A 19315-nucleotide genomic window follows, 5' to 3' on the forward strand; every position below is an offset into this window, starting at 1 on the left:
GACTTTCGATGCAATCCTTTATCTGCGTCACCTGTGGCGTGGGCCATGCACCGTCCGAGGCGCCGCCCGAGCGCTGCGTCATCTGTGATGACGAGCGGCAGTATGTGACGGCCGCCGGGCAGCGCTGGACGACACTGGCGGAGCTCCAAGCCAAGCATAAGATCGAGTTCAAGGAGCAGGAGCCGGGGCTGGTGGGGATCGGGTCGGCGCCGTCGATCGCCATCGGACAGCGTATGCTGCTGATCCAGCAGGCAGGTGGCGGGGTGCTGTGGGATTGCACGCCGCTGGTTACCGACGAGGCGGTCAGGCGGATCAAGGAACTGGGCGGGGTGCGGGCGATGGCGATCTCGCATCCGCATTTCTATTCCTCGATGGTCGACTGGTCGGAGGCGCTGGGCGGCGTGCCGATCCATATCCACGAGGCCAACCGGCAGTACGTGATGCGGCCGTCGGACCGCGTGAACTACTGGAGCGGAGAGACGCTGGAGCTCGGGCAGGGGGTAACGCTGGTGCGTTGCGGCGGGCATTTTGTCGGCTCCACCGCGCTGCATTGGGCCGGCGAGGACAGTAAGGGCGTGCTGATGACCGGCGATACCATCATGGTGGTGCCGGATACGCGCTGGGTGAGCTTCATGTACTCCTATCCCAACCTGATCCCGCTGCCGGCGCGCGAGGTGAACCGCATCGTCGGGACGGTGGCGCCGTTCGCCTACGACCGGATCTATGCCGGCTGGTGGGACCGGGTGATGACGCATGACGCCAAGGCGCGGGTAGAGGCTTCGGCGGAGCGGTATGTGAAGGCGATCGCGGGGTAGTCTCCACCAAGCTCTCCCTACGCTCGGTGTCATCCCAGCGAAAGCTGGGACCCAACTCGCCGCTTGCTCAGCCTGATAGATGGGTCCCAGCTTTCGCTGGGATGACATCGCGTTTGGGGCAGCGACGAGGGTCCTCATCAGCTCCGCGCGTAAAAACAGGCAGTACCGCTGACTTAAGATATATCTTGAGAGCTATCTTGAAGCCTCGGCGCCCGAGGCATATCTTCCGGCTATCGTAAGATATATCTTGGAGTGAAAGATGCACGATCACGACCACAGGTGGGACCGGAACTGGCGGCGCATGGAAGCCATGGCGCGACGCGGGTTCCGCAAATTCGGCAACTTCGAAGCCAACATCAACCCTGGTGACTGGGGCGGTTTCGGGGGCAATTTCCGCATCGGGCGGATGCTCGCCTCGGGCGACCTCCGGCTCGTCGCGCTGTTCCTGATCGAACAGCAGCCGCGACATGGCTACGACCTGATCAAGGCGATCGAGGAGCATTCGAAGGGCTTTTATTCGCCGAGCCCGGGCATCGTCTATCCGGCGCTGACCTATCTCGAGGAGGCGGGCTACGTGACCTCGGCCGCCGAGGGCAACAAGAAGCTCTACACCATCACCGAGGAAGGCCGGACGCACCTCAACGATAATCGCGAGGCGATCCAGTCGACGCTCGACTTCCTCGCCAAGGCAGGCTCCGGGATGGAGCATTTGCGGGAGCGGATGGCGAGCCAGGATTTCCCCTTCACGCCGGGGGAGGCGGAGCAGTTCCGCGAGCGATTTCGCGGCATGGGGCGGGAATTTGGCCGGCATGGCTGGTTCGGTGATCGCGGCGGTGCTCCGCCGCACCCGGATCATCCCGAACACCCCGAGCGACCGGAGCGGCCCGAACGGCCCCAGGAACGCTACTCGGGCCGGCCCGACCGTGATCTCGACGACGTGGCGCCGGAAGTGAACGACGCGCGCAAGGCGCTGAAGAAGGCGATCAAGGAAGCGATCCGGCGCGACCCCGAAGAGGATCGCCGGGTGGCGGAAATCCTGCGCCGCGCGGCACAGGAGATCCGCGAGGGGTATGACGAAGACACGACCGAAGTCGATCTCGGCTAATTGTCCCGCCTGAGTGACAAGCGCTCCCGTCTGGCCGGCTGCTTTCCGGCAGGCGGGAGTTTTCATTATGGCAAACTGGTCTCGGTGGGACCGGCGGCCCGGCGATCAGTCGGGCGATTGCCCACGACCAATGCCTCACTACCGCCCAGCTGCGAATGTCTCTAACATGCCGGCCAAACATCTTGCCCGGCTGCGAGATTTCTCGTTCCGGGCCTAAAGGGCGGATAGTGACGTGAACGAGATGGCCCCGATCGGGGTGGACCGGGCTGCGGCGACGCAAGGGATTGTGGCGCGGCTCAAGGATCTGATCCGCAAGGACCGGATCATGACCGACCCGGTGATGACCTACGCGTATTCGGGCGATGCCAGCTCCTACCGGCTGATCCCGGCAGTGGTGGTGATCGTCAATGCCGAGGACGAAGTCCGGGCGGTGATCGAAGCCGCCCGCGCCGAAAAGCTGCCGCTGACCTTCCGCGCGGCGGGAACATCGCTCTCCGGCCAGGCGATCACCGACGGGGTGCTCGCCGTGCTCGGCGACGGCTGGAAGAAGCTCGAGATTCACGAGGCCGGGCGGCGGGTGACGCTGGGGCCGGCGGTGATCGTCGCCAACGCCAACAAGGCGCTGAAGCCGTTCGGCGCCAAGCTCGGGCCGGATCCGGCGAGCCAGGCCACCTGCAAGATCGGCGGGGTGGTGAACAACAACTCGTCGGGCATGTGCTGTGGCGTCGCCTACAACACCTATCACACCATGCACCGGCTGCGGGTGATGCTGGTCGACGGCACGGTGCTCGATTCCGGCGATCCGGCATCGGTCGCGGCGTTCCGCGTGTCGCATGCGCCTCTGCTCGACGAGCTCAAGGCGCTGCACCAGAAGGTCAAGGCCGACCCGGCGCTGGTCGAGTTGATCCGCAAGAAATACCGGATCAAGAACACCGTCGGCTACTCGATCAATGCGCTGCTCGATTTCCACGACCCGATCGACATCCTGATCCACCTGATCGTCGGTTCGGAGGGGACGCTCGGCTTCGTCTCCGAGGTGACCTACAACACCATTCCCGAGCACCCCTACAAGGTGACCGGGCTGATCCCGTTCCCCGATCCCTATTCCTGCGCCCGCGCCATCTCGAAGCTGGCCAATGGCGGGGTGCAGGTGACGACCGGCGTCACGGCGGCCGAGTATATCGAGCGGCGAGCCCTGGCGACGGTCGAGCACCTGCCGGCCATCCAGCCTTATGTGAAGTTCTTCACCGAGACCTCGCCGGTGATCCTGATCGACGTGACAGCGCCCGACCAGGCGACGCTCGAGGTGGAGACGGCGAAGGCCTCGGCGATCCTTGCCTCCGAGGGGGCGACGGATATCACTTTCTCGGCCGACGAGGCGATTTCGCATGGGCTATGGGACGTGCGGAAGGGCTTCTTCGCTACCGGCGGCGCGGCACGGCCGAAGGGCACCTCGATGCTGACCGAGGACGTGGCGGCGCCGATCGACCGGCTGGCCGATTTCGTCATCGATATGCGTAAGCTGCTCGACGATTGCGGCTATGAGGACGCGATCATTTTCGGGCACGCGCTGGCCGGCAACCTGCACTTCCAGATGAGCGACAACTTCATGGACCCGGATGCGGCGGTGAAGTTCGATCACTTTTCGAAGGAACTGTCCGAGCTGGTGTCGGTCCGCTATGGCGGCTCGCTGAAGGCCGAGCACGGCACCGGGCGCGCCATCGCGCCGTTCGTCGAGGCCGAGTGGGGCACCAAGGCCTACCTCATCATGCATGAGATCAAGCACCTGTTCGACCCGGAGGGGTTGCTCAATCCGGGCGTGCTGCTCAACCCCGACCCGGACATCCACATCAAGAACCTGAAGCTGATGCCGCTGGCCGACGAGATCGTCGACCTCTGCATCGAGTGCGGCTTCTGCGAGCCGGCCTGTCCGAGCCATCACATGACGCTCAGCCCGCGCCAGCGCATCGCGGTGACGCGCGAGCGGGCGCGGCTCAGGCAAACCGGCGAAGATCCGGAGCGGCTCAAGGCCATGGACAAGGGCTTCCAATATGTGGGGCTCGACACCTGTGCGGCGTGCAATCTCTGTTCGCTGCGCTGCCCGGTGGGGATCGAAACCGGCACCATGGTGATCGGCGAACGCGGCAGGCGGCGGACCGATGGCGATCGCAACGTGGCGCACTGGGTCGGCGGGCATACCGCGGCGCTCGAGACCGGCATGAAGCTGGGGGTCGGGGCGCAGGCGCTGGGCCGCCGGATCGTCGGCAATGGCGTGGTGGATGCGGTGGCGGGGGCCATGCATGCGCTGGCGCCCAAGGCAGTGCCGCGGGTATCGCCGGCGCTGCGGCCGGGGCCGGGGGCGCCGAAGCCGGTGCCGGCGCGCAACGCGCCGAACGGCCAGGTGGTGTATTTCCCGTCCTGCGCGACGCGGATGTTCGGGGCGGCGACGCGCGAGAACGGGTTGCTGCCGACCACCGATGCGATGATCGCACTGATGCGGCGGGCGGGGTTCGACCCGGTGGTGCCGGAAAAGCTCGACGGACAATGCTGCGGCCAGCCGTTCCTGTCGAAAGGCTTTCCCGAGGAGGCCGAGCGCGTCGGCGGGTCAACGCGGCGCGAGCTCGACGGTCTGAGCCGAGCCGGGGCGCTGCCGGTGGTGACCGATGCCTCGACCTGTGCCAAGCACATGCGCGAACATCCGGGCGAGGCGGCGGTGATGGATTCGGCGGAGTTTCTGCTCAAGGAAATCCTGCCGCGGTTGACCATTACCAAGCCGCTGCCGGCAGTGGCGGTGCATCACAACTGCTCGGCGCAGCGGCTGAAGGAGCAGGGCGCCATCGAGGCGCTGGCGGCGGTGATTGCCGAGAAGGTGGTGGTGCTCGATGCCATTACCTGCTGCGGCTATGCCGGTGACAAGGGGCTCTATGTGCCCGAGCTCAACGCGCATGCGACGCGCTTTGCCAAGGCGCAGATCCCCGAGGGATGCGAGATCGGGCTGTCGACGGTCTCGACCTGCGCCACCGGGCTCAGCGAGCGGATGGGAATCCCGTTCGTGTCCATCGCGAGCTTGTTGGAAATGGTGAGCCAGCCCTGAGGCTTAAGAAAAAGGCCCCCTCACCCGCCGCTGCGCGGCGACCTCTCCCCCAAAGGGAGAGGTGGTGGGTGGGCACGATCTTGCCACAACGCACCTCTCCCTAGGGGGAGAGGTCGGTCCGAAGGACCGGGTGAGGGGGCCTTACCGCTGCCGGCAAAGCCTGCTACGTCCGGTCCATGACAGAAGTTCTCATCGACAGTATCGGGCAGCACGGCGACGGCATCGGCGAGATCGGCGGCGAGCGGGTGTTCGTGCCGTTCACGCTGCCGGGCGAGCGGGTGGAGATCGCGCGGGACGGTGAGCGCGGCACGCTCATCAGCATCATCGCGCCGAGCGCCGAGCGGGCCGAGCCGATCAGCCCGTATTTCGGTACCTGCGGCGGCTGTTCGCTGCAGCACCTCAATCGTGAGACCTACGCGAGCTTCAAGCGGGGCCTGGTCGAGATTGCGCTGCAGCATGCCGAGGTCGAGACCGTGGTGCAGCCGCTGATCGATGCGACCGGCGCCGGGCGACGGCGGGCCACCCTGCATGTGCGCAAGACCGGCGCGGGCTACATGCGGGCGAAAAGCCACGAAGTGCTCGATATCGACGCCTGCCCGATCCTCGTGCCGACTTTGTCGAAGCATGCGCCGCGGATCGCCCGGGCGCTGCAGCCGCTGGCCGGCGATTGCGACGTCTCCTTTACCCTCACCGATACCGGCATCGACCTCAGCATCAAGTCGGAACGGAAGCTGAAGTCGGTGGCGTTGGCGGAGTTCGCGCGGGCGCAAAAACTGGCGCGGCTGACCTTCAACGGCGATGCGGTCTATATGGCGCGCCCGCCGGCGGTGAAGATGGGTAAGGCCTTGGTGGAGATTCCACCGGCGAGCTTCCTGCAGGCGACGGCGGCGGCGGAAGAGACGCTGGCCCGGCTGGTCAGCGAAGGTGTTGGCAAGGTGAAGTCGGTGGCCGACCTGTTCTCGGGCGTCGGGCCGTTCGCGCTGCGGCTGGCCGAGGGCGCGCGAGTGTTCGCGGCCGACAGCGACCGGGCGGGCATCGCGGCGCTGGTCAAGGCAGTCAACCACGTGCAGGGGCTGAAGCCGGTCGAGGCGAAAGTGCGCGACCTGTTCCGCGACCCGCTGGCCCCGATCGAGCTCAACCCGTTCGATGCGGTGGTGTTCGACCCGCCACGCGCCGGCGCCGAAGCGCAGGCGAAGGAGCTGGCGCGCAGCACTGTGAAGACTGTGGTGGCGGTATCCTGCGAGCCCAAGACCTTTGCACGCGACGCGGCGATCCTGATCGCCGGCGGATATCGGCTCGAGAGCGTGGTGCCGGTGGATCAGTTCGCATGGTCGACGCATGTCGAGGTGGTCGGGGTGTTTCGGCGGTGAGGGTTACTGGCCTTGGCGCATGGGGCGCCCCCCCTCCCAACCTCCCCCGTCTAGGGGGAGGTGCCGGCCGGTGGCTGTGGCTTGATAGCGCCTCGGACTGGATGCGGCACCCTCCCCCTTGCGGGGAGGGTTGGGGAGGGGGATGCGGCTGGCTATGACCCATCCCTTCAAACCCCGCACCACCCATGCCGAGCTTGGCGAGGGCTATTTCGACAAGGTTCGGGCGGCACAGTTTCCTGAGCATACCCTGCGCTATCGCAACCAGCGGGCGGCGGCGTCGGTGGGGCTCGATGGGCTCAGCGACGACGACTGGGTGAATTACTTCGGCAAGTTCGAGCCGCTGCCGGGGTCGTTCCCGGAGCCTTTGGCGCTGCGCTATCACGGGCATCAGTTCCAGACCTACAACCCCGATCTCGGCGACGGGCGCGGCTTTCTCTATGCGCAACTCGAGGATCTCAATGACGGCCGGCTGATGGACCTGGGCACCAAGGGATCGGGGCGGACGCCGTGGTCGCGGGCCGGGGATGGACGGCTGACGCTGAAGGGTGGAGTGCGCGAGGTGCTGGCGACGGCCATGCTCGAGGCGCTTCAGGTGAACACCTCCAAATCGCTGTCGCTGATCGAAACCGGCGAGGAGCTGCAGCGCGGCGACGAGCCGTCGCCGACGCGCTCGTCGGTGCTGGTGCGGCTGAGCCACGGGCACACACGGATCGGCACGTTCCAGCGGCTGAGCTACTTGAAGGAAGGCGAACGGCTGCGGGCGCTGCTCGATCATTCGGTGCGCGCCTATTACCCCGAGCTGTGGGTCGAGGGCGATAACGGCCGGGCAGCAAAGTTCCTTAGCGCGGTGAGCGAACATGTCGCCGAAACCGGGGCGCGGTGGATCGCGGCGGGGTTCGTGCACGGGGTGCTCAACACCGACAATATCAACATCACCGGCGAGAGCTTTGATTACGGGCCGTGGCGGTTCCTGCCGACCTATGATCCGAGTTTCACCGCGGCCTATTTCGACGAGTGGGGGCTTTATGCCTTCGGCAAGCAACCGGACACGCTGGCCTGGAACCTGACGCGGCTCGCCGAAGTGCTGCTGCCGCTGGGTGAGCATGCCGAGATGGAAGCGGCGCTGAACCAGTTCTGGCCGGCGTTCCAGCGTTCGGTGTGGTCGGCGGTGCTGGAGCGTCTGGGGCTCGCGTCGCTCGGGGTGGAAGCGGATGCGCTGCTGGTGCAGGAGGTGTTCAACTTCCTGCGCGAAACGCAGATGCCGTTCGAGCAGTTCTTCTTCGATTGGCGCGGTGGCGATGGAGCGCGGGCGATGCGGAGCCCGGCGGCCGACCACTATCGCGGTACGGCTTTCGAGACGCTGGCCGGCCTGTTGACTGCGCACCCGGCGTCGCCGGATGCCAATCTCGACCACCCGTATTTCAAGCGCGATGTGCCGCGGACCATGCTGATCGACGAGATGGAGGCGCTGTGGGCGCCGATTGCCGAGCGCGACGACTGGCGCCCGCTCTACGAGGCAATGGGCGAGATCGAGGAAATGCGCGAGGCCTATGCGGGGGAGTGATGGGCGTTCATTTGAGCCGAAGGCGCCCAAGGGGATAGTTGGGTCCCTGCTTTCGCAGGGATGACGGCCGGTGGGTATGGAGGGTGTGTGCCCTTCGCACCAATCACGCCGCCGGGGTGATCGGCACGACGGTCTCGGTCGACACAAAATCCATGCGGCGGCCGGGGAGCAGTTCGTAGAATTTCTTGAGGCCGGGCTCGAGCTTGGCCGATAGGGCGATACACTCGGCGATGGCGCCGCGGGTGTCGCGGCCGGTGCGGAGCGCTTCGAGCGCTTCGGCGTGGGTAACGCGCAGCAGGTGGAACGCGCCGGATTTGGCGAGCTCGGCATCGCCGACCAGGAGGTAGATGACGACGCGCTCGGCCTTGCCCTTCAGCGCCAGCGCGCCGGCTTCGAGGAAGGCGAAATCGGAGACGATGACGCGGACCGGATCGGCGACGAGGATATCGTAGCCGACCTCCTTGCAGGCGCTTTCGACCCGGCTCGCGACGTTCACGGTGTCGCCGAGGGCGGAATAATCGAAGCGGGTTTCGAGACCCATATTGCCCACCAGCGCTTCGCCGGTGGAGATGCCGATGCCGATACCGAGTTCCCCTACCGCGGCCTTGTCCGCCCTGAGGTGGAAGGCATCGGTATGGTTCAGTTCGGCGAGCTTCTGGCGCATGCCCAGTGCCGAGCGCAGGGCTTTGCGTTCATGGTCGGGGACGTCGACGGGCGCGTTCCAGAACGCCATGATGGCGTCGCCGATGAACTTGTCGATGGTGCCCATGCGGCCGATGATCTCGTGGCCCAGGGCGCCGAACAGGGTGTTGAGAATGGCGAGAATACGCCTGGGCTCGAGCTTCTCGCTCAGCGAGGTGAAGCCGCGCATGTCGGAGAACAGCACGGTGATGCGGCGCACTTCGCCACCGAGCTTCAGCCGGTCGCCGTTCTTTTCGATCTCGCTCAGCAATGAGGGGGCGACGTAGTAGCCGAAGGCACGGCGGATCTGCTTTTTGGCGCGCTCGGTGGTAACGAAGCGGAAGAACACCAGCGCCAGGTAGAGCAGGGTCAGACCGATCAGCGGGTAGCTCGGATCGAGCATGATGCCGCTGGTGGTGAACATCCACCACGAAAAGCCGATGGCGGCGGTGAGCGAGAGCGCACCGGCAGCAATACCGACAAGGGGGCCGAGCAGCAGCACCACCACCACCATGAAAGCGCCGAGCGCCAGGAAGCCGACGATCTCGAGCCCCGCCACCCAGTCGGGGCGGCTGAGATAGGTGCCCGAGAGGATCTGCTCGATGGCCTGGGCGTGGATGGTGACGCCGGCGACATTGTCGCCCAGCGTGGTGTTGTGGAGGTCGAGCAGGCCCGACGCAGACGTGCCGACCAGCACGATATTGCCGGCGATCCGATCGCTCAGCTGCTGGTAATTCGGCCCGAGCAGGTCCGCGGCCGAGACCAGCAGATCCGGGCTGGGGCGGCTGTAATAGAGCCAGAGGTCGCCCTCGGAGGTCAGCGGCACGGTGAAATCGCCGAGCCGGATGCTGTCGACATAGCCCTCGGCGGCGGTATCGCCGAACACCACCACGGTGCTGATGCCCATGGCGAGGCGCAGCGCCTCAACCGAGAGGGTGGGGAACAGCTGGCTGCCATTGGTCCACAGCATGGGGATGCGGCGGACGGCGCCGGCCGAGAGCTCGGAATTGAGGCTGAGGGCGGCGAGGCCGGGTGCTGCATCGCGCAGGATCGGGATCGGCGCGGCGGTGCCGGTGAGGAACGGGATGCGCTCGGTGGGGTCGGGCCCGGAGATAGCGAAGCCGCCCTTGGGGTTGCCGGTCAGCGGCTTGCCGGAGGGGGTGCGCGAGAAGCCGAGGATCGAGGGTGCACGCGACAGCGCGGCGGCAAAGATGGCGTCGTAGTCGGGCAGCGTCGCGGCATCGACGCCGGGCAGGCCTGCGGCGATGCGGCTTGGCGACATGCGGTCGGCCTCGGGGAACAGCACGTCGAAGCCGATGGCGGCGGCGCCAAGCTCGGTCAGCCGATCGGTGACAGCAGCGAGGCGATCGCGCGGCCACGGCCATTGGCCGAATTCGGCAAGCGCGGCTTCGTCGATATCGATGACGCGGACCGGGAACTCCCCCTGCGGGCGGGGATGCAGGCGCTGGTAGAAATCGAAGGCGATCTCACGCAGCACCTGCACCGGGAAGGGGTCGGCGATGCGCAGGAACGCCAACAGGATCACGATGACGAGGCCAGCGAGGATCGGCAGCAGGCGTCGGAGCATCGGCGGGATCGAGTCCTGGTGTGGTTAGCCGTGCGTCAGGTTATTGGAGCCGGGCCGTTCCGTACGCGGCGGCGGTTCGCTGTCCGGGCTGGCACCGCCGGCGTCGGGGCTGTTCGGTACCACGGAGCGATTGAGGCATTCGCGGGCCTGCGCCACCCAGAATGGCGTGAGCAGATCGCTCTCCGACACGGCCCAGGGGAACATGCCGCGCATCGAGGTGCGCTCGGCGCCGACGAAATCCTCGGTGTTGCCGAGCAGCTTAGCGTCGGTCAGGTCGGCCATGCCGACATCGCAGAAATCATCGACGGTGATGCACTTATTGGCCTTGTTACACATCACCACGGCGCCGTGGAACAGCAGCAGGGAATAGTGATCGGAATGGACGTTGAGGTCGAAGGCGGTGCCGCGCACCCCGACGGTGCCGGTGGGCGTGGTGATCAAGTAGCGGTCCTTGGGGGCGCCGCCGGTGACGAAGCGGAACGTTCCCGACAGTGCGTTGATGGCGAACTTGCCGCCCGAACCATCCTCACGCAGCAGGTAATCCTCGATCACCAGCGCCGATCGCGGGCCGACCACCAGCTTGGTCCTGTCGGAAAACAGGATCTGGACGAGGCCCTTGGCATCGGTGACGACGCGATCACCGATGAAGACGTCGGTGCCGACCACCAGTGTTTTGGTCCCGGATTTGTCCTCGAGCCGGGCAGCTGGATCGACGCCCATCGCCTTGCCGGAGGCGGCGAGGGCGGGTTGCGCTACCAACAGCAGCAGAATGAACGAGGTAAGCAGCCGCAGCATCGGAACCTCCAGGACAGACGTCCGGCGCGGACCACCTGCCACGCCGCCCATGAACGCCGGCTGAACGGCGCTGACGGGAACCTAACACAGGAGTAAACTCTGCGCTTGCCTCAGACAACGGGAGCTTGCAAGCATCAGCTCCCGGGGATGGGCCGTGGGGGCGTCACCCCCGCAAGGACAAGACCGAATGGTCGGACTATTCTTTCTGCTGTTCATCGGACTGGAGCTCAAGCACTACATCGCGGATTACTTTCTGCAGCCGGGATGGATGCTGGGCGGTAAGGGCGATTTCCGCCAGCCAGGCGGTTATGCGCATGCCGGCGTGCATGCCGGGCTGACGGCGCTGCTGCTGCTGCTGGCGGGCACGTCGCTCCCATGGCTCGCGGGTATCGTGGTGGCCGAGTTCGTGGTGCACTACCTGCTGGACTATTCGAAGATCCACTATTCGCGCGGCGTGCATGTCGACACACAGCCGCGGCGGTTCTGGAGCCTGCACGGGCTCGACCAGATCACCCACCAGCTGACCTATGCCGCGATCATCTACGCCGTGCTGCTGAGCAAGGGGCTGGTGTAGGGGCTGTCGTGAGCCAGCTGGCTTACTAGCCGCTGGAGCGTGGGCTCGCCCACGTTGATCCTCGCCTTGCCGGTGGCTCCCAAGACCCCCTCTCTGGCGAAAACTAAGGACTTAGCTGCGCTAAGCCCAAGTTTTCGCTTTCTCCCCCGCCAAGGGGGAGAGTCCCGACTGATACTCAGGCGCAAGTGGAAGGCACGGATCATCTCCCCCTCGGCGGGGGAGAAAGCAAAATCTTAGGTTTAGCCGTTTGGCTAAGCCTTAGATTTTGCAAGAGAGGGGGTTTTGGAGGGCACGACGGCTCGGCCGCCACTGCACCGCCACACGGTGGGGGTGGCCACACGCTCGAGGGTTTGAACTACTTCCGCGTGCGCTTGGCGTGTTTGGCTTCGTCGGGCTTTTCGATCAGCTGGGCGAGGATCTTGTCGACGAGGTCGAGGTCCTCGCGCTTGCCTTCGGATTGCTGCTGCAGATCGACCAGGTACGAGGTGGTGTAGTAGAGGCGACGGGCCAGCAGGGTCGCGACGTAGAGGGCGATCTCGGGGTTGCCGCCCAGAAAGCTGATGGCATCGGCGATGGCGTAGGCCTTGACCGTCGAGAGCGCCTTGACCGTGGCGCTCGAGGGCATGTCGAGCAGCACCGCCATCTCGCCGAATATCGAGCCGGGCTCGTCGATGTAGCTGACCTGTGTGTCCTTGCGGAGCACTTCGACCTGGCCGTCGATCAGGACGAACAACTGGCCTTCCTGGCCGCCCTCACGGATCAGCACCTGGCCGGGCTTGAAGGTCTGCGCCTCCCGCCCTTTGCAATAGTCCAGAATATCAGACATCGAGCCCTCACCCGCCTTAAGCGCCCTCGATAGTGCGCTGAGCCTAACTTGTTCGTCAAACATTGCGGCGGCTTGTTGGCCCATCGGCGCGACCGGCGCAAGAAGAAAGGGGCCAGTGAACACCGGCCCCTTTGGATTTGATCAATGGTTGTCGCGTGGCAGACCGGCTGTCTGTGCCAGGCGCTGGTAGTTGACGGCGTTCTTCAACACGCCACCGGCGCCGAGCTGGTCGACGATACCGCGCTGGATTTCCTGCCATGGCGTCTGATGCGCCGGATACTTGTAGCCGCCGGCGGCATGCAGTTCGGCGCGACGCTGCTCGATCTCCTCGGCGGAGATGAGGATGTCGGCCTCGCCCTTGTTGAGGTCGATGCGGACGCGGTCGCCGGTCTTCAGGATGGCGAGGTTGCCGCCCGCCGCTGCTTCCGGCGAGGCATTGAGGATGGACGGCGAGCCGGATGTGCCGGACTGGCGGCCATCGCCGATGCAGGCGAGCGAGGTGATGCCCTTCTTGATCAGGTAATCAGGCGGCCGCATGTTCACCACTTCCGCCGCGCCCGGATAGCCGATCGGGCCGGCGCCGCGCATGAACAGCAGCGTGTGCTCGTCGATATTGAGCGACGGGTCGTCGATGCGGTGGTGGTAATCCTCCGGGCCGTCGAACACCACGGCCTTGCCCTCGAAGGCGCCCAGGTCGTTGGGGTTGTTCAGGTAGCGCAGGCGGAACTCCTCGGAGATCACCGAGGTCTTCATGATGGCGTTGTCGAACAGGTTGCCGCGCAGCACCAGGAAGCCGGCCTCGGCCTTCATCGGGTTGGTGAACGGCCGGATGACCTTGTCGTCCTGGATGGTGGTGGTGCGGCAGTTCTCGCCGATGGTCTTGCCGTTGACGGTGGGGGCGTTCTCGCGGATGAGGCCCTGCTTCATCAGCTCGTTGACCACCGCCGGCACGCCGCCGGCATGGTAATAATCCTCACCCAGGTATTCGCCGGCCGGCTGCATGTTGACCAGCAGCGGCACCTTGTGGCCGTGCGTCTGCCAATCGTCGATGTTCAGCTCGACGCCGATGTGGCGGGCGATGGCGTTGATGTGGATGGGGGCGTTGGTCGAGCCGCCGATCGCCGAGTTCACGACGATGGTGTTGATGAAATTGTCCTTGGTCAGGATGTCGGAGGGCTTCAGATCCTCGTGCACCATCTCGACGATGCGCATGCCGGTGCGCCAGGCCATTTCCTGCCGATCGCGATAGGGCGCCGGGATGGCGGCCGAACCGGGCAGCTGCATGCCGAGCGACTCGGCCAGCGAGTTCATGGTCGAGGCGGTGCCCATGGTGTTGCAGTAACCGGTCGAGGGGGCAGAGGACGCCACCAGCTCGATGAACTGCTCGTAGCCGATTTCGCCGGCGGCCATCATCTGGCGCGCCTTCCACACGATGGTGCCCGAACCGGTGCGCTCGCCACGGAACCAGCCGTTGAGCATCGGGCCGACCGACAGGGCGATCGCCGGGATATTGACGGTGGCGGCGCCCATCAGCATGGCCGGGGTGGTCTTGTCGCAGCCGATGGTCAGCACCACGCCATCGAGCGGGTAGCCGTACAGCACTTCGACGAGGCTGAGATAGGCGAGGTTGCGGTCGAGGCCGGCAGTCGGACGCTTGCCGGTTTCCTGGATCGGGTGGACCGGGAACTCCATGGCGATGCCGCCGGCATCGCGGATGCCGTCGCGCACGCGCTTGGCGAGCTCGAGGTGGTGGCGGTTGCAGGGCGAGATATCGGAGCCGGTCTGGGCGATGCCGATGATCGGCTTACCGGACTGCAGCTCTTCACGCGAAATGCCGTAGTTCAAATAGCGCTCGAGGTAGAGCGCAGTCATGTCCGGGTTCTCCGGATTATCGAACCAGGCGCGCGACCGGAGCTTCTTGCCCTGCGCGGTCTCGCCTTTACCCGAACTCATAGTGATCTCCTCAAATCAACAGGCTGTCCCGACGATCCATAGCCCAATCCCGACGGACTGGGCAGGCATTCCTTCGATTGAGGGAGGATCGTACCGGAGGCGATGATAGAGATCGGGATGTCGGGTTGCAATGGGCGGGATGGGTAGGTCACCGACGGAGTCACTCCGCCGCCGGCGTGGGGAGAGTACCTCCCACCCTGTCCCTCCCCCGCAAGGGGGGAGGAGACCAAAACGCTGGCGCTGGTGAGAGCGTCTCCCTCCCCCTTGCGGGGAGGGGACAGGGGAGGGGTATCTTCCTGCACCGGCCTGTCAGCGGCGTTGCCACGATATCCAACCAGCGGCCCGGGGGCTTCAGCCCAGAGTGCTGGAGCGGGCTTCGAGGCTGATCGGCTGCAGTACGATGGGGTTGGCGATGGCTTCGCCACTGAGCCGCTTGATCAGCATGCGGCCGGCCTCGCGGCCCATCTCGTAGCTCGAAACCTGCAGCGAAGTGAGCGAGGGGCGGACATGCTGGGTGAACTCGAGGTCGCCGTAGCCGGCGATGGCGACCTGGCCGGGCACCGCGATGCCGCGGTCGAGCGCCCGGGTCATGGCGCCGGCGGCGAGCACGTCGGTGCCGAAGAAAATGGCGTCGCAGCCGGGCAGTTGTTCGAGGATATCGTCGAAGGCCCGCATGCCGTCGGCGAAGGTGCGGGTGCCATCCATCGGGTGGATCAGCTCCAGCGTCAGGCGGTGCTTGGCGAGGCCGTGGCGGAAGCCCTCGATGCGCTGCGCGGTGCGCTCGATGGTGTGGCCGCTATAGGCGACCTTGCGGAAGCCCCGCTCGCCGAAATGCTCGCCCATCAGGCGGCCGGCATCGTAGCTCGACGAGCCGACCAGCATGTCGATCGGATCGGGGCGGTTGCCCCACATTTCCATCACCGGGATGCCGAGCTTCTGCAGCGCCTGGCGGGTCTTGTCAGCGCGAACCACGCCGGTGAAGACGACGCCGGCGGGACGGAACGGCAGCACTGATTCGACGACGTCGATCTCCAGCATCTCGGAATAGCCGGTCTGGGCGAACATCAGATGGTATCCGCTGCCCTCGACCGAATCGACGATGCCCTGCACCGAGGTGGCAAAGTGCGGATTGAGCAGGCTCGAGACGAAGACGGTGATGACGTTGGAGCGGCCGGAACGCAGCGAGGAGGCGAAGCGGTTGACGACGTAGCCGGTCTGGGCGACGGCCTCGAGAATGCGGGCCCGGGTCTCATCCTTGACCTTGTCGGGGTAGGACAGGGCGCGCGAGACGGTAATCGGCGAGACACCGGCGACGCGTGCTACATCTTCAACGCGAACCGGCCGGCCCGCGCCACTGCGTCTGTCTGCGTCCCCCAAACTGAATCCCCCAAACTGCCCTTCATTCGACTACGGCCGCGGAATGGTAAAACGCCAGTAGCGCGGCGCTACGTAGTAACCCTCTATGCGGATCACTTCATTCCACTTCGCAGTCCGTTCTGAGCGCGTCATCGAACCGACTTTGATCTGGTCTGACATCAAACCGACCGCCAGATGACTGAGCGTCACATCTTCACTTTCGCCGGAGCGGCCGGACTGGATGGTATTCCAGCCGACGGCGCGGGCGCGCGTGCTTGCTGCAATCAGTTCGGTCAGGGTGCCGCACTGGTTCGATTTGAGCAACACCGAATTGCAGCATCCCTGTGCTGCGGCGAGGGCAACACGGGACTCTGAGCTGGTCAGATAATCGTCACCAACGATCTGAATGGACTTGCCGAGCCGCCGAGTGATCTCGGCAAAGCCTTCGTCATCGTCCTCCGCAAGGGGGTCCTCGAGCGAGACGATCGGGTAGGCGCTGACCCAGGATTGCAGCTGCTCGATCATCTCGAGCGTCGAGAGCGCCCTGCCTTCGAGCGCCAGGCGATAGGCACCATCGGCGTAGAACGAGGTGGCCGCGACGTCGAGCGCGATACCGATATCGGCGCCGGGGCGAAGCCCGGCCGCCTCGATGGCGCGGGTGAGCAGTTCGAGCCCGTCCTCATTGGCGGTGAAATCGGGCCAGACGCCGCCCTCGTCGGCGACGCCGTTGAGCTTACCCTTTTGGACCATGGCCTTGCTGGCGGCCATGTAGATTTCGGCGATCTGCTCGGTGGCCTCGGCGAAGCTCTGGGCGCCAACGGCGAGAATGAGGAAATCCTGGATGTCGATGCGGTTGCCGGCATGGCGGCCGCCGCCGAAAATCTGGATCATCGGGGCGGGGATGTGCTGGGCCTCGGGATCGAGGTTGCTGAGGCGCCGCAAATGTTGCCAGAGCGGGATCCGCTGCTCTGTCGCAGCCGCCCAGGCGATGGCGGAGGACGTGGCGACGATGGCGTTGCCGCCCAGCCGGGTCTTCTGCGGGGTGCCGTCGAGTTCGATCATGGCGCGATCGGCGGCGACCTGGTCGAGGGCATCGAGGCCAACGAGCCGGTTCTGGATTTCGCCGTTCACCGCGGCCAGCGCGGCGTTGACGCCGAAACCCCCCAGCCGCTTGCCGCCATCGCGCTTATCGAGCGCCTCGCGGCTGCCGGTGGAGGCGCCGGACGGGGCGATGGCGCGACCGCTGGCGCCGCTCTCCAGCGTGACCTCGACTTCGACGGTGGGGCGGCCGCGCGAGTCCCACACCTGGCGGCCGAGAATGGTCTTGATGGCTGACATAACGCGTTATCGATCCTGAGGTGAACTAAGGCTGTCGAGCAGCTCGGCGATGGCTGCCGGCGGGTGTTGGATATGTGGAATGGCCCGATCGCGCACCAGCTGGCGACTGGCCTCGCTGAGATACTCGACCGGCGATTTGCCATCGACCCGCGCCAGCATCAGGCAGGGCAGGAGGGCGGCGGCGCGTGCCTCGGTGCTGGCACGCAGTTGCGCGGGGAAATGTCCGAGCCAGGTGGCGGCGAAGGCAGACGCCTGAGCCAGCAGGGCATCGCGCAGTGCCGGCAGGTGGATGGACTTCAGCACCAGGTGGTTGAGGCAGAAGGCGGCGTCGAAGGCCGGATCGCCGTACCAGGCGCACTCGGCATCGAGCAGCACTGGGTGGCCGTCGCGCTTCGCAATGAGGATGTTCTTGGGGCTGACATCGCCGTGCACCAGCGCCAGTTTGGTGTTCGCGGTGGTCGTCAGCACGGCGAGGATCCGATCGGCAAGCTCCGGGTGGCGTCCGGCGGTGAAGCGCAGATAGGGGTCGAGCCGCAGGGCATCGATCAGGTGGTCGGTGGGGAACTCGGCGGCGGCCGAGGGATCGTTGAGCGTCGCGGCGTGGATGCGCCCGAGCGCCTCGGCGACGGCGGTGGCAACCGACGGATCGGCGCGGCCGGCCAGCAGCTCGGCCTTCCACAGCAAATAATCCTCGGCCGGCAGGTATTCGAGCAGCGCGATGCCGTGCGCGCGGTCCTCGCCGATCACTTCGGGCGCGGCGCCGGGGACGATGGCGTTGGCGCGGCGCAGCCAGGCCACCTCATACTGGTTGCGCTCGAGCGGCGCCTGCCAGTCGGTGGCGACCTTGAGCTTACCGAGGGCGCGCTTGGCGCAGTATTGGCGGCCATCGGGCAGGCGGATGCGCACAATATCGGACGAAACGCCGCCAGTGAGCGGGGCGATTTCCAGCGCTCCACTGGCGTCGATGCCGGCAGTCGCAAAGATCGGGGGAAGCAGCGCTTCCCAGGTCAATTCATCCATAGTGCTGGTCCCCCTTGCAAGGCTGGTATGGTACCACACAGGCGAAATGGGACAACGACCAGAGGGTTGGCCTTTGGTCAAACACCGAACTGGACGGAAAGGGAGAAAATGGGACGGCTCGAGGGGAAAACCATCTTCATGACCGCGGCAGCGGCGGGGATCGGCGGGGCGGCAGCCACGGCATTCGCACGCGAGGGAGCACGGGTGATCGCCACCGACCGCGATGCCCAGGGAATTGCGCGCAAGGGCGAGGAGCTCAGGGCGATCTCGCCCGGGCACGAGACCTATGCGCTCGATGTCACCGACCACCTGGCGCTGCGCGAGGCGGCGGCGCGGCATCATGGGGTGAACGTGCTCTACAATGGCGCCGGCTGGGTGCATCAGGGCATGCTGGGCACCACCACGCTCGAAGAATGGCAGCTCAGCTTCGATATCAACGTGACGCCGATGTTCGTGCTGACGCAGGCCTTCCTGCCGGCCTTCATTGCGCAGGGCGGCGCCAATATCATCAACGTGGCGTCGGTCGCTTCGTCGATGAAGGGCGTGCCAAACCGTGTCGGCTACATGTCGTCGAAGGCGGCGGTGATCGGCTTCACCAAGTCGGTGGCGTTCGACTACATGAAGAACGGCATCCGGGCCAACACCATCTGCCCCGGCAGCGTCGACTCGCCGTCATTGCACGAACGGGCGCACGCGCTGGGCGACCACGACGAGGTGTGGAAGACCTTCGTCGCCCGCCAGCCGATGGGCCGCATGGCGCAGCCCGAAGAAATGGCGCACCTCCTGGTGTATCTCGCGAGCGACGAGAGCGCCTATGCGACCGGGTCGAACTTCGTGGTGGATGGCGGCATCACCATGTAGCGGCGCGAACCCGACGAGACATCCTGCCTCCAGCCTCGCTACGCCGGCGGCCAACCCTCGGGGGCGTCGGGCTCCCAGGGGCCGGTAATGATCGTCGCCTCGTGGCTGCCGGGCCAGGGCGGCATGGATATGCAGATGAACTCGAGCGGCGCGGCGCCATTGCAGCGATACTGGAAGGCGGTGCCGACCGGGATGTCGATGGAGACGCCGCGCGTCAGCGCGGTGGTTTGCTCGCCGGTGTCGTCGCGGCGCCAGATCTGTCCCTCGCCCGAGAGCACGAACCAGAACTCGCTCACCGTGGCGTGGATGGTCGCCCGGTTCACCTGACCGGGCGGAACGGTGGAATGGGCCGCCCGTCATCCCGTCGACCAGCAG

General features: G+C 65.9%; 15 protein-coding genes. 7 read left to right on the top strand and 8 right to left on the bottom strand.

Translation table 11 applies throughout. From position 1 onward, the window contains the following. Positions 1–8: 8 nt before the first annotated feature. From ACSQ23_RS07795 to ACSQ23_RS07815, 5 genes are all read left to right on the top strand, one after another. Entirely contained in the window at positions 9–815 is an 807-nt protein-coding gene (locus ACSQ23_RS07795) for a hypothetical protein (protein WP_436090256.1), read from the top strand. Between the two features lie 259 nt (positions 816–1074). After that, complete coding sequence (locus ACSQ23_RS07800; protein WP_082533120.1) at positions 1075–1920, top strand: PadR family transcriptional regulator; 846 nt, start codon at positions 1075–1077, stop codon at positions 1918–1920. 241 nt (positions 1921–2161) lie between these two features. Beyond that, positions 2162–5014 carry an FAD-binding and (Fe-S)-binding domain-containing protein gene (locus ACSQ23_RS07805; protein WP_436090574.1) on the top strand — a complete coding sequence of 951 codons (2853 nt, stop codon included), beginning with the start codon at positions 2162–2164 and terminating at the stop codon, positions 5012–5014. Positions 5015–5190: 176 nt separating this feature from the next. Beyond that, on the top strand, positions 5191–6384 hold the full coding sequence (locus ACSQ23_RS07810) for a class I SAM-dependent RNA methyltransferase (protein ID WP_436090257.1): 1194 nt from the start codon (positions 5191–5193) through the stop codon (positions 6382–6384). 154 nt (positions 6385–6538) lie between these two features. Further along, entirely contained in the window at positions 6539–7948 is a 1410-nt protein-coding gene (locus ACSQ23_RS07815; RefSeq protein ID WP_436090258.1) for a protein adenylyltransferase SelO family protein, read from the top strand. A 103-nt stretch (positions 7949–8051) separates the two neighbouring features. On the opposite strand, the gene ACSQ23_RS07820 is transcribed toward ACSQ23_RS07815, so the two are convergent. Next, positions 8052–10217, bottom strand: a complete 2166-nt coding sequence (locus ACSQ23_RS07820; RefSeq protein ID WP_055874917.1) for a CHASE2 domain-containing protein — start codon at positions 10215–10217, stop codon at positions 8052–8054. 24 nt (positions 10218–10241) lie between these two features. Next, positions 10242–11012 (bottom strand): FecR family protein, encoded by a 771-nt coding sequence (locus ACSQ23_RS07825; protein ID WP_055874919.1) that lies wholly within the window; start codon positions 11010–11012, stop codon positions 10242–10244. A 187-nt stretch (positions 11013–11199) separates the two neighbouring features. On the opposite strand from ACSQ23_RS07825, the gene ACSQ23_RS07830 reads away from it, so the two are divergent. Further along, complete coding sequence (locus ACSQ23_RS07830; protein ID WP_055874922.1) at positions 11200–11586, top strand: DUF3307 domain-containing protein; 387 nt, start codon at positions 11200–11202, stop codon at positions 11584–11586. A gap of 355 nt (positions 11587–11941) precedes the next feature. Here ACSQ23_RS07830 and ACSQ23_RS07835 read toward each other — a convergent pair whose 3' ends face one another. The 5 genes from ACSQ23_RS07835 to ACSQ23_RS07855 form a co-directional block, all read right to left on the bottom strand. After that, a complete protein-coding gene (locus ACSQ23_RS07835) occupies positions 11942–12412 on the bottom strand; it encodes a Crp/Fnr family transcriptional regulator (protein ID WP_055874928.1) in 471 nt (156 codons plus the stop codon). A 141-nt stretch (positions 12413–12553) separates the two neighbouring features. Further along, complete coding sequence (locus ACSQ23_RS07840; RefSeq protein WP_055874931.1) at positions 12554–14365, bottom strand: IlvD/Edd family dehydratase; 1812 nt, start codon at positions 14363–14365, stop codon at positions 12554–12556. A 351-nt stretch (positions 14366–14716) separates the two neighbouring features. Next, the gene (locus ACSQ23_RS07845; RefSeq protein WP_055874934.1) at positions 14717–15742 is read right to left on the bottom strand and encodes a LacI family DNA-binding transcriptional regulator; all 1026 of its coding nucleotides are present in this window, start codon (positions 15740–15742) and stop codon (positions 14717–14719) included. A gap of 30 nt (positions 15743–15772) precedes the next feature. Then, positions 15773–17059, bottom strand: coding sequence for a phosphopyruvate hydratase (gene eno / locus ACSQ23_RS07850; protein WP_055874937.1), 1287 nt, complete (start codon positions 17057–17059; stop codon positions 15773–15775). Positions 17060–17065: 6 nt separating this feature from the next. Beyond that, positions 17066–18079, bottom strand: coding sequence for a phosphotransferase family protein (locus ACSQ23_RS07855; RefSeq protein ID WP_436090259.1), 1014 nt, complete (start codon positions 18077–18079; stop codon positions 17066–17068). Positions 18080–18187: 108 nt separating this feature from the next. On the opposite strand from ACSQ23_RS07855, the gene ACSQ23_RS07860 reads away from it, so the two are divergent. Further along, positions 18188–18940, top strand: coding sequence for an SDR family oxidoreductase (locus tag ACSQ23_RS07860; RefSeq protein ID WP_055874942.1), 753 nt, complete (start codon positions 18188–18190; stop codon positions 18938–18940). Between the two features lie 38 nt (positions 18941–18978). Here ACSQ23_RS07860 and ACSQ23_RS07865 read toward each other — a convergent pair whose 3' ends face one another. Further along, on the bottom strand, positions 18979–19263 hold the full coding sequence (locus ACSQ23_RS07865; RefSeq protein ID WP_436090260.1) for a cupin domain-containing protein: 285 nt from the start codon (positions 19261–19263) through the stop codon (positions 18979–18981). Positions 19264–19315 lie beyond the last annotated feature (52 nt).

This window comes from Devosia sp. LjRoot16 (genome assembly GCF_964252795.1).
Taxonomy (GTDB): Bacteria; Pseudomonadota; Alphaproteobacteria; order Rhizobiales; family Devosiaceae; genus Devosia_A.

Coding starts and splice junctions, on each gene's coding strand:
- ACSQ23_RS07825 (WP_055874919.1), bottom strand. CDS start 11,012: ATGCTGCGGCTGCTTACCTCGTTCATTCTGCTGCTGTTGGTAGCGCAA.
- ACSQ23_RS07855 (WP_436090259.1), bottom strand. CDS start 18,079: ATGGATGAATTGACCTGGGAAGCGCTGCTTCCCCCGATCTTTGCGACT.
- ACSQ23_RS07860 (WP_055874942.1), top strand. CDS start 18,188: ATGGGACGGCTCGAGGGGAAAACCATCTTCATGACCGCGGCAGCGGCG.
- ACSQ23_RS07830 (WP_055874922.1), top strand. CDS start 11,200: ATGGTCGGACTATTCTTTCTGCTGTTCATCGGACTGGAGCTCAAGCAC.
- ACSQ23_RS07805 (WP_436090574.1), top strand. CDS start 2,162: ATGGCCCCGATCGGGGTGGACCGGGCTGCGGCGACGCAAGGGATTGTG.
- ACSQ23_RS07800 (WP_082533120.1), top strand. CDS start 1,075: ATGCACGATCACGACCACAGGTGGGACCGGAACTGGCGGCGCATGGAA.
- ACSQ23_RS07810 (WP_436090257.1), top strand. CDS start 5,191: ATGACAGAAGTTCTCATCGACAGTATCGGGCAGCACGGCGACGGCATC.
- ACSQ23_RS07820 (WP_055874917.1), bottom strand. CDS start 10,217: ATGCTCCGACGCCTGCTGCCGATCCTCGCTGGCCTCGTCATCGTGATC.
- eno (WP_055874937.1), bottom strand. CDS start 17,059: ATGTCAGCCATCAAGACCATTCTCGGCCGCCAGGTGTGGGACTCGCGC.
- ACSQ23_RS07815 (WP_436090258.1), top strand. CDS start 6,539: ATGACCCATCCCTTCAAACCCCGCACCACCCATGCCGAGCTTGGCGAG.
- ACSQ23_RS07840 (WP_055874931.1), bottom strand. CDS start 14,365: ATGAGTTCGGGTAAAGGCGAGACCGCGCAGGGCAAGAAGCTCCGGTCG.
- ACSQ23_RS07835 (WP_055874928.1), bottom strand. CDS start 12,412: ATGTCTGATATTCTGGACTATTGCAAAGGGCGGGAGGCGCAGACCTTC.
- ACSQ23_RS07795 (WP_436090256.1), top strand. CDS start 9: ATGCAATCCTTTATCTGCGTCACCTGTGGCGTGGGCCATGCACCGTCC.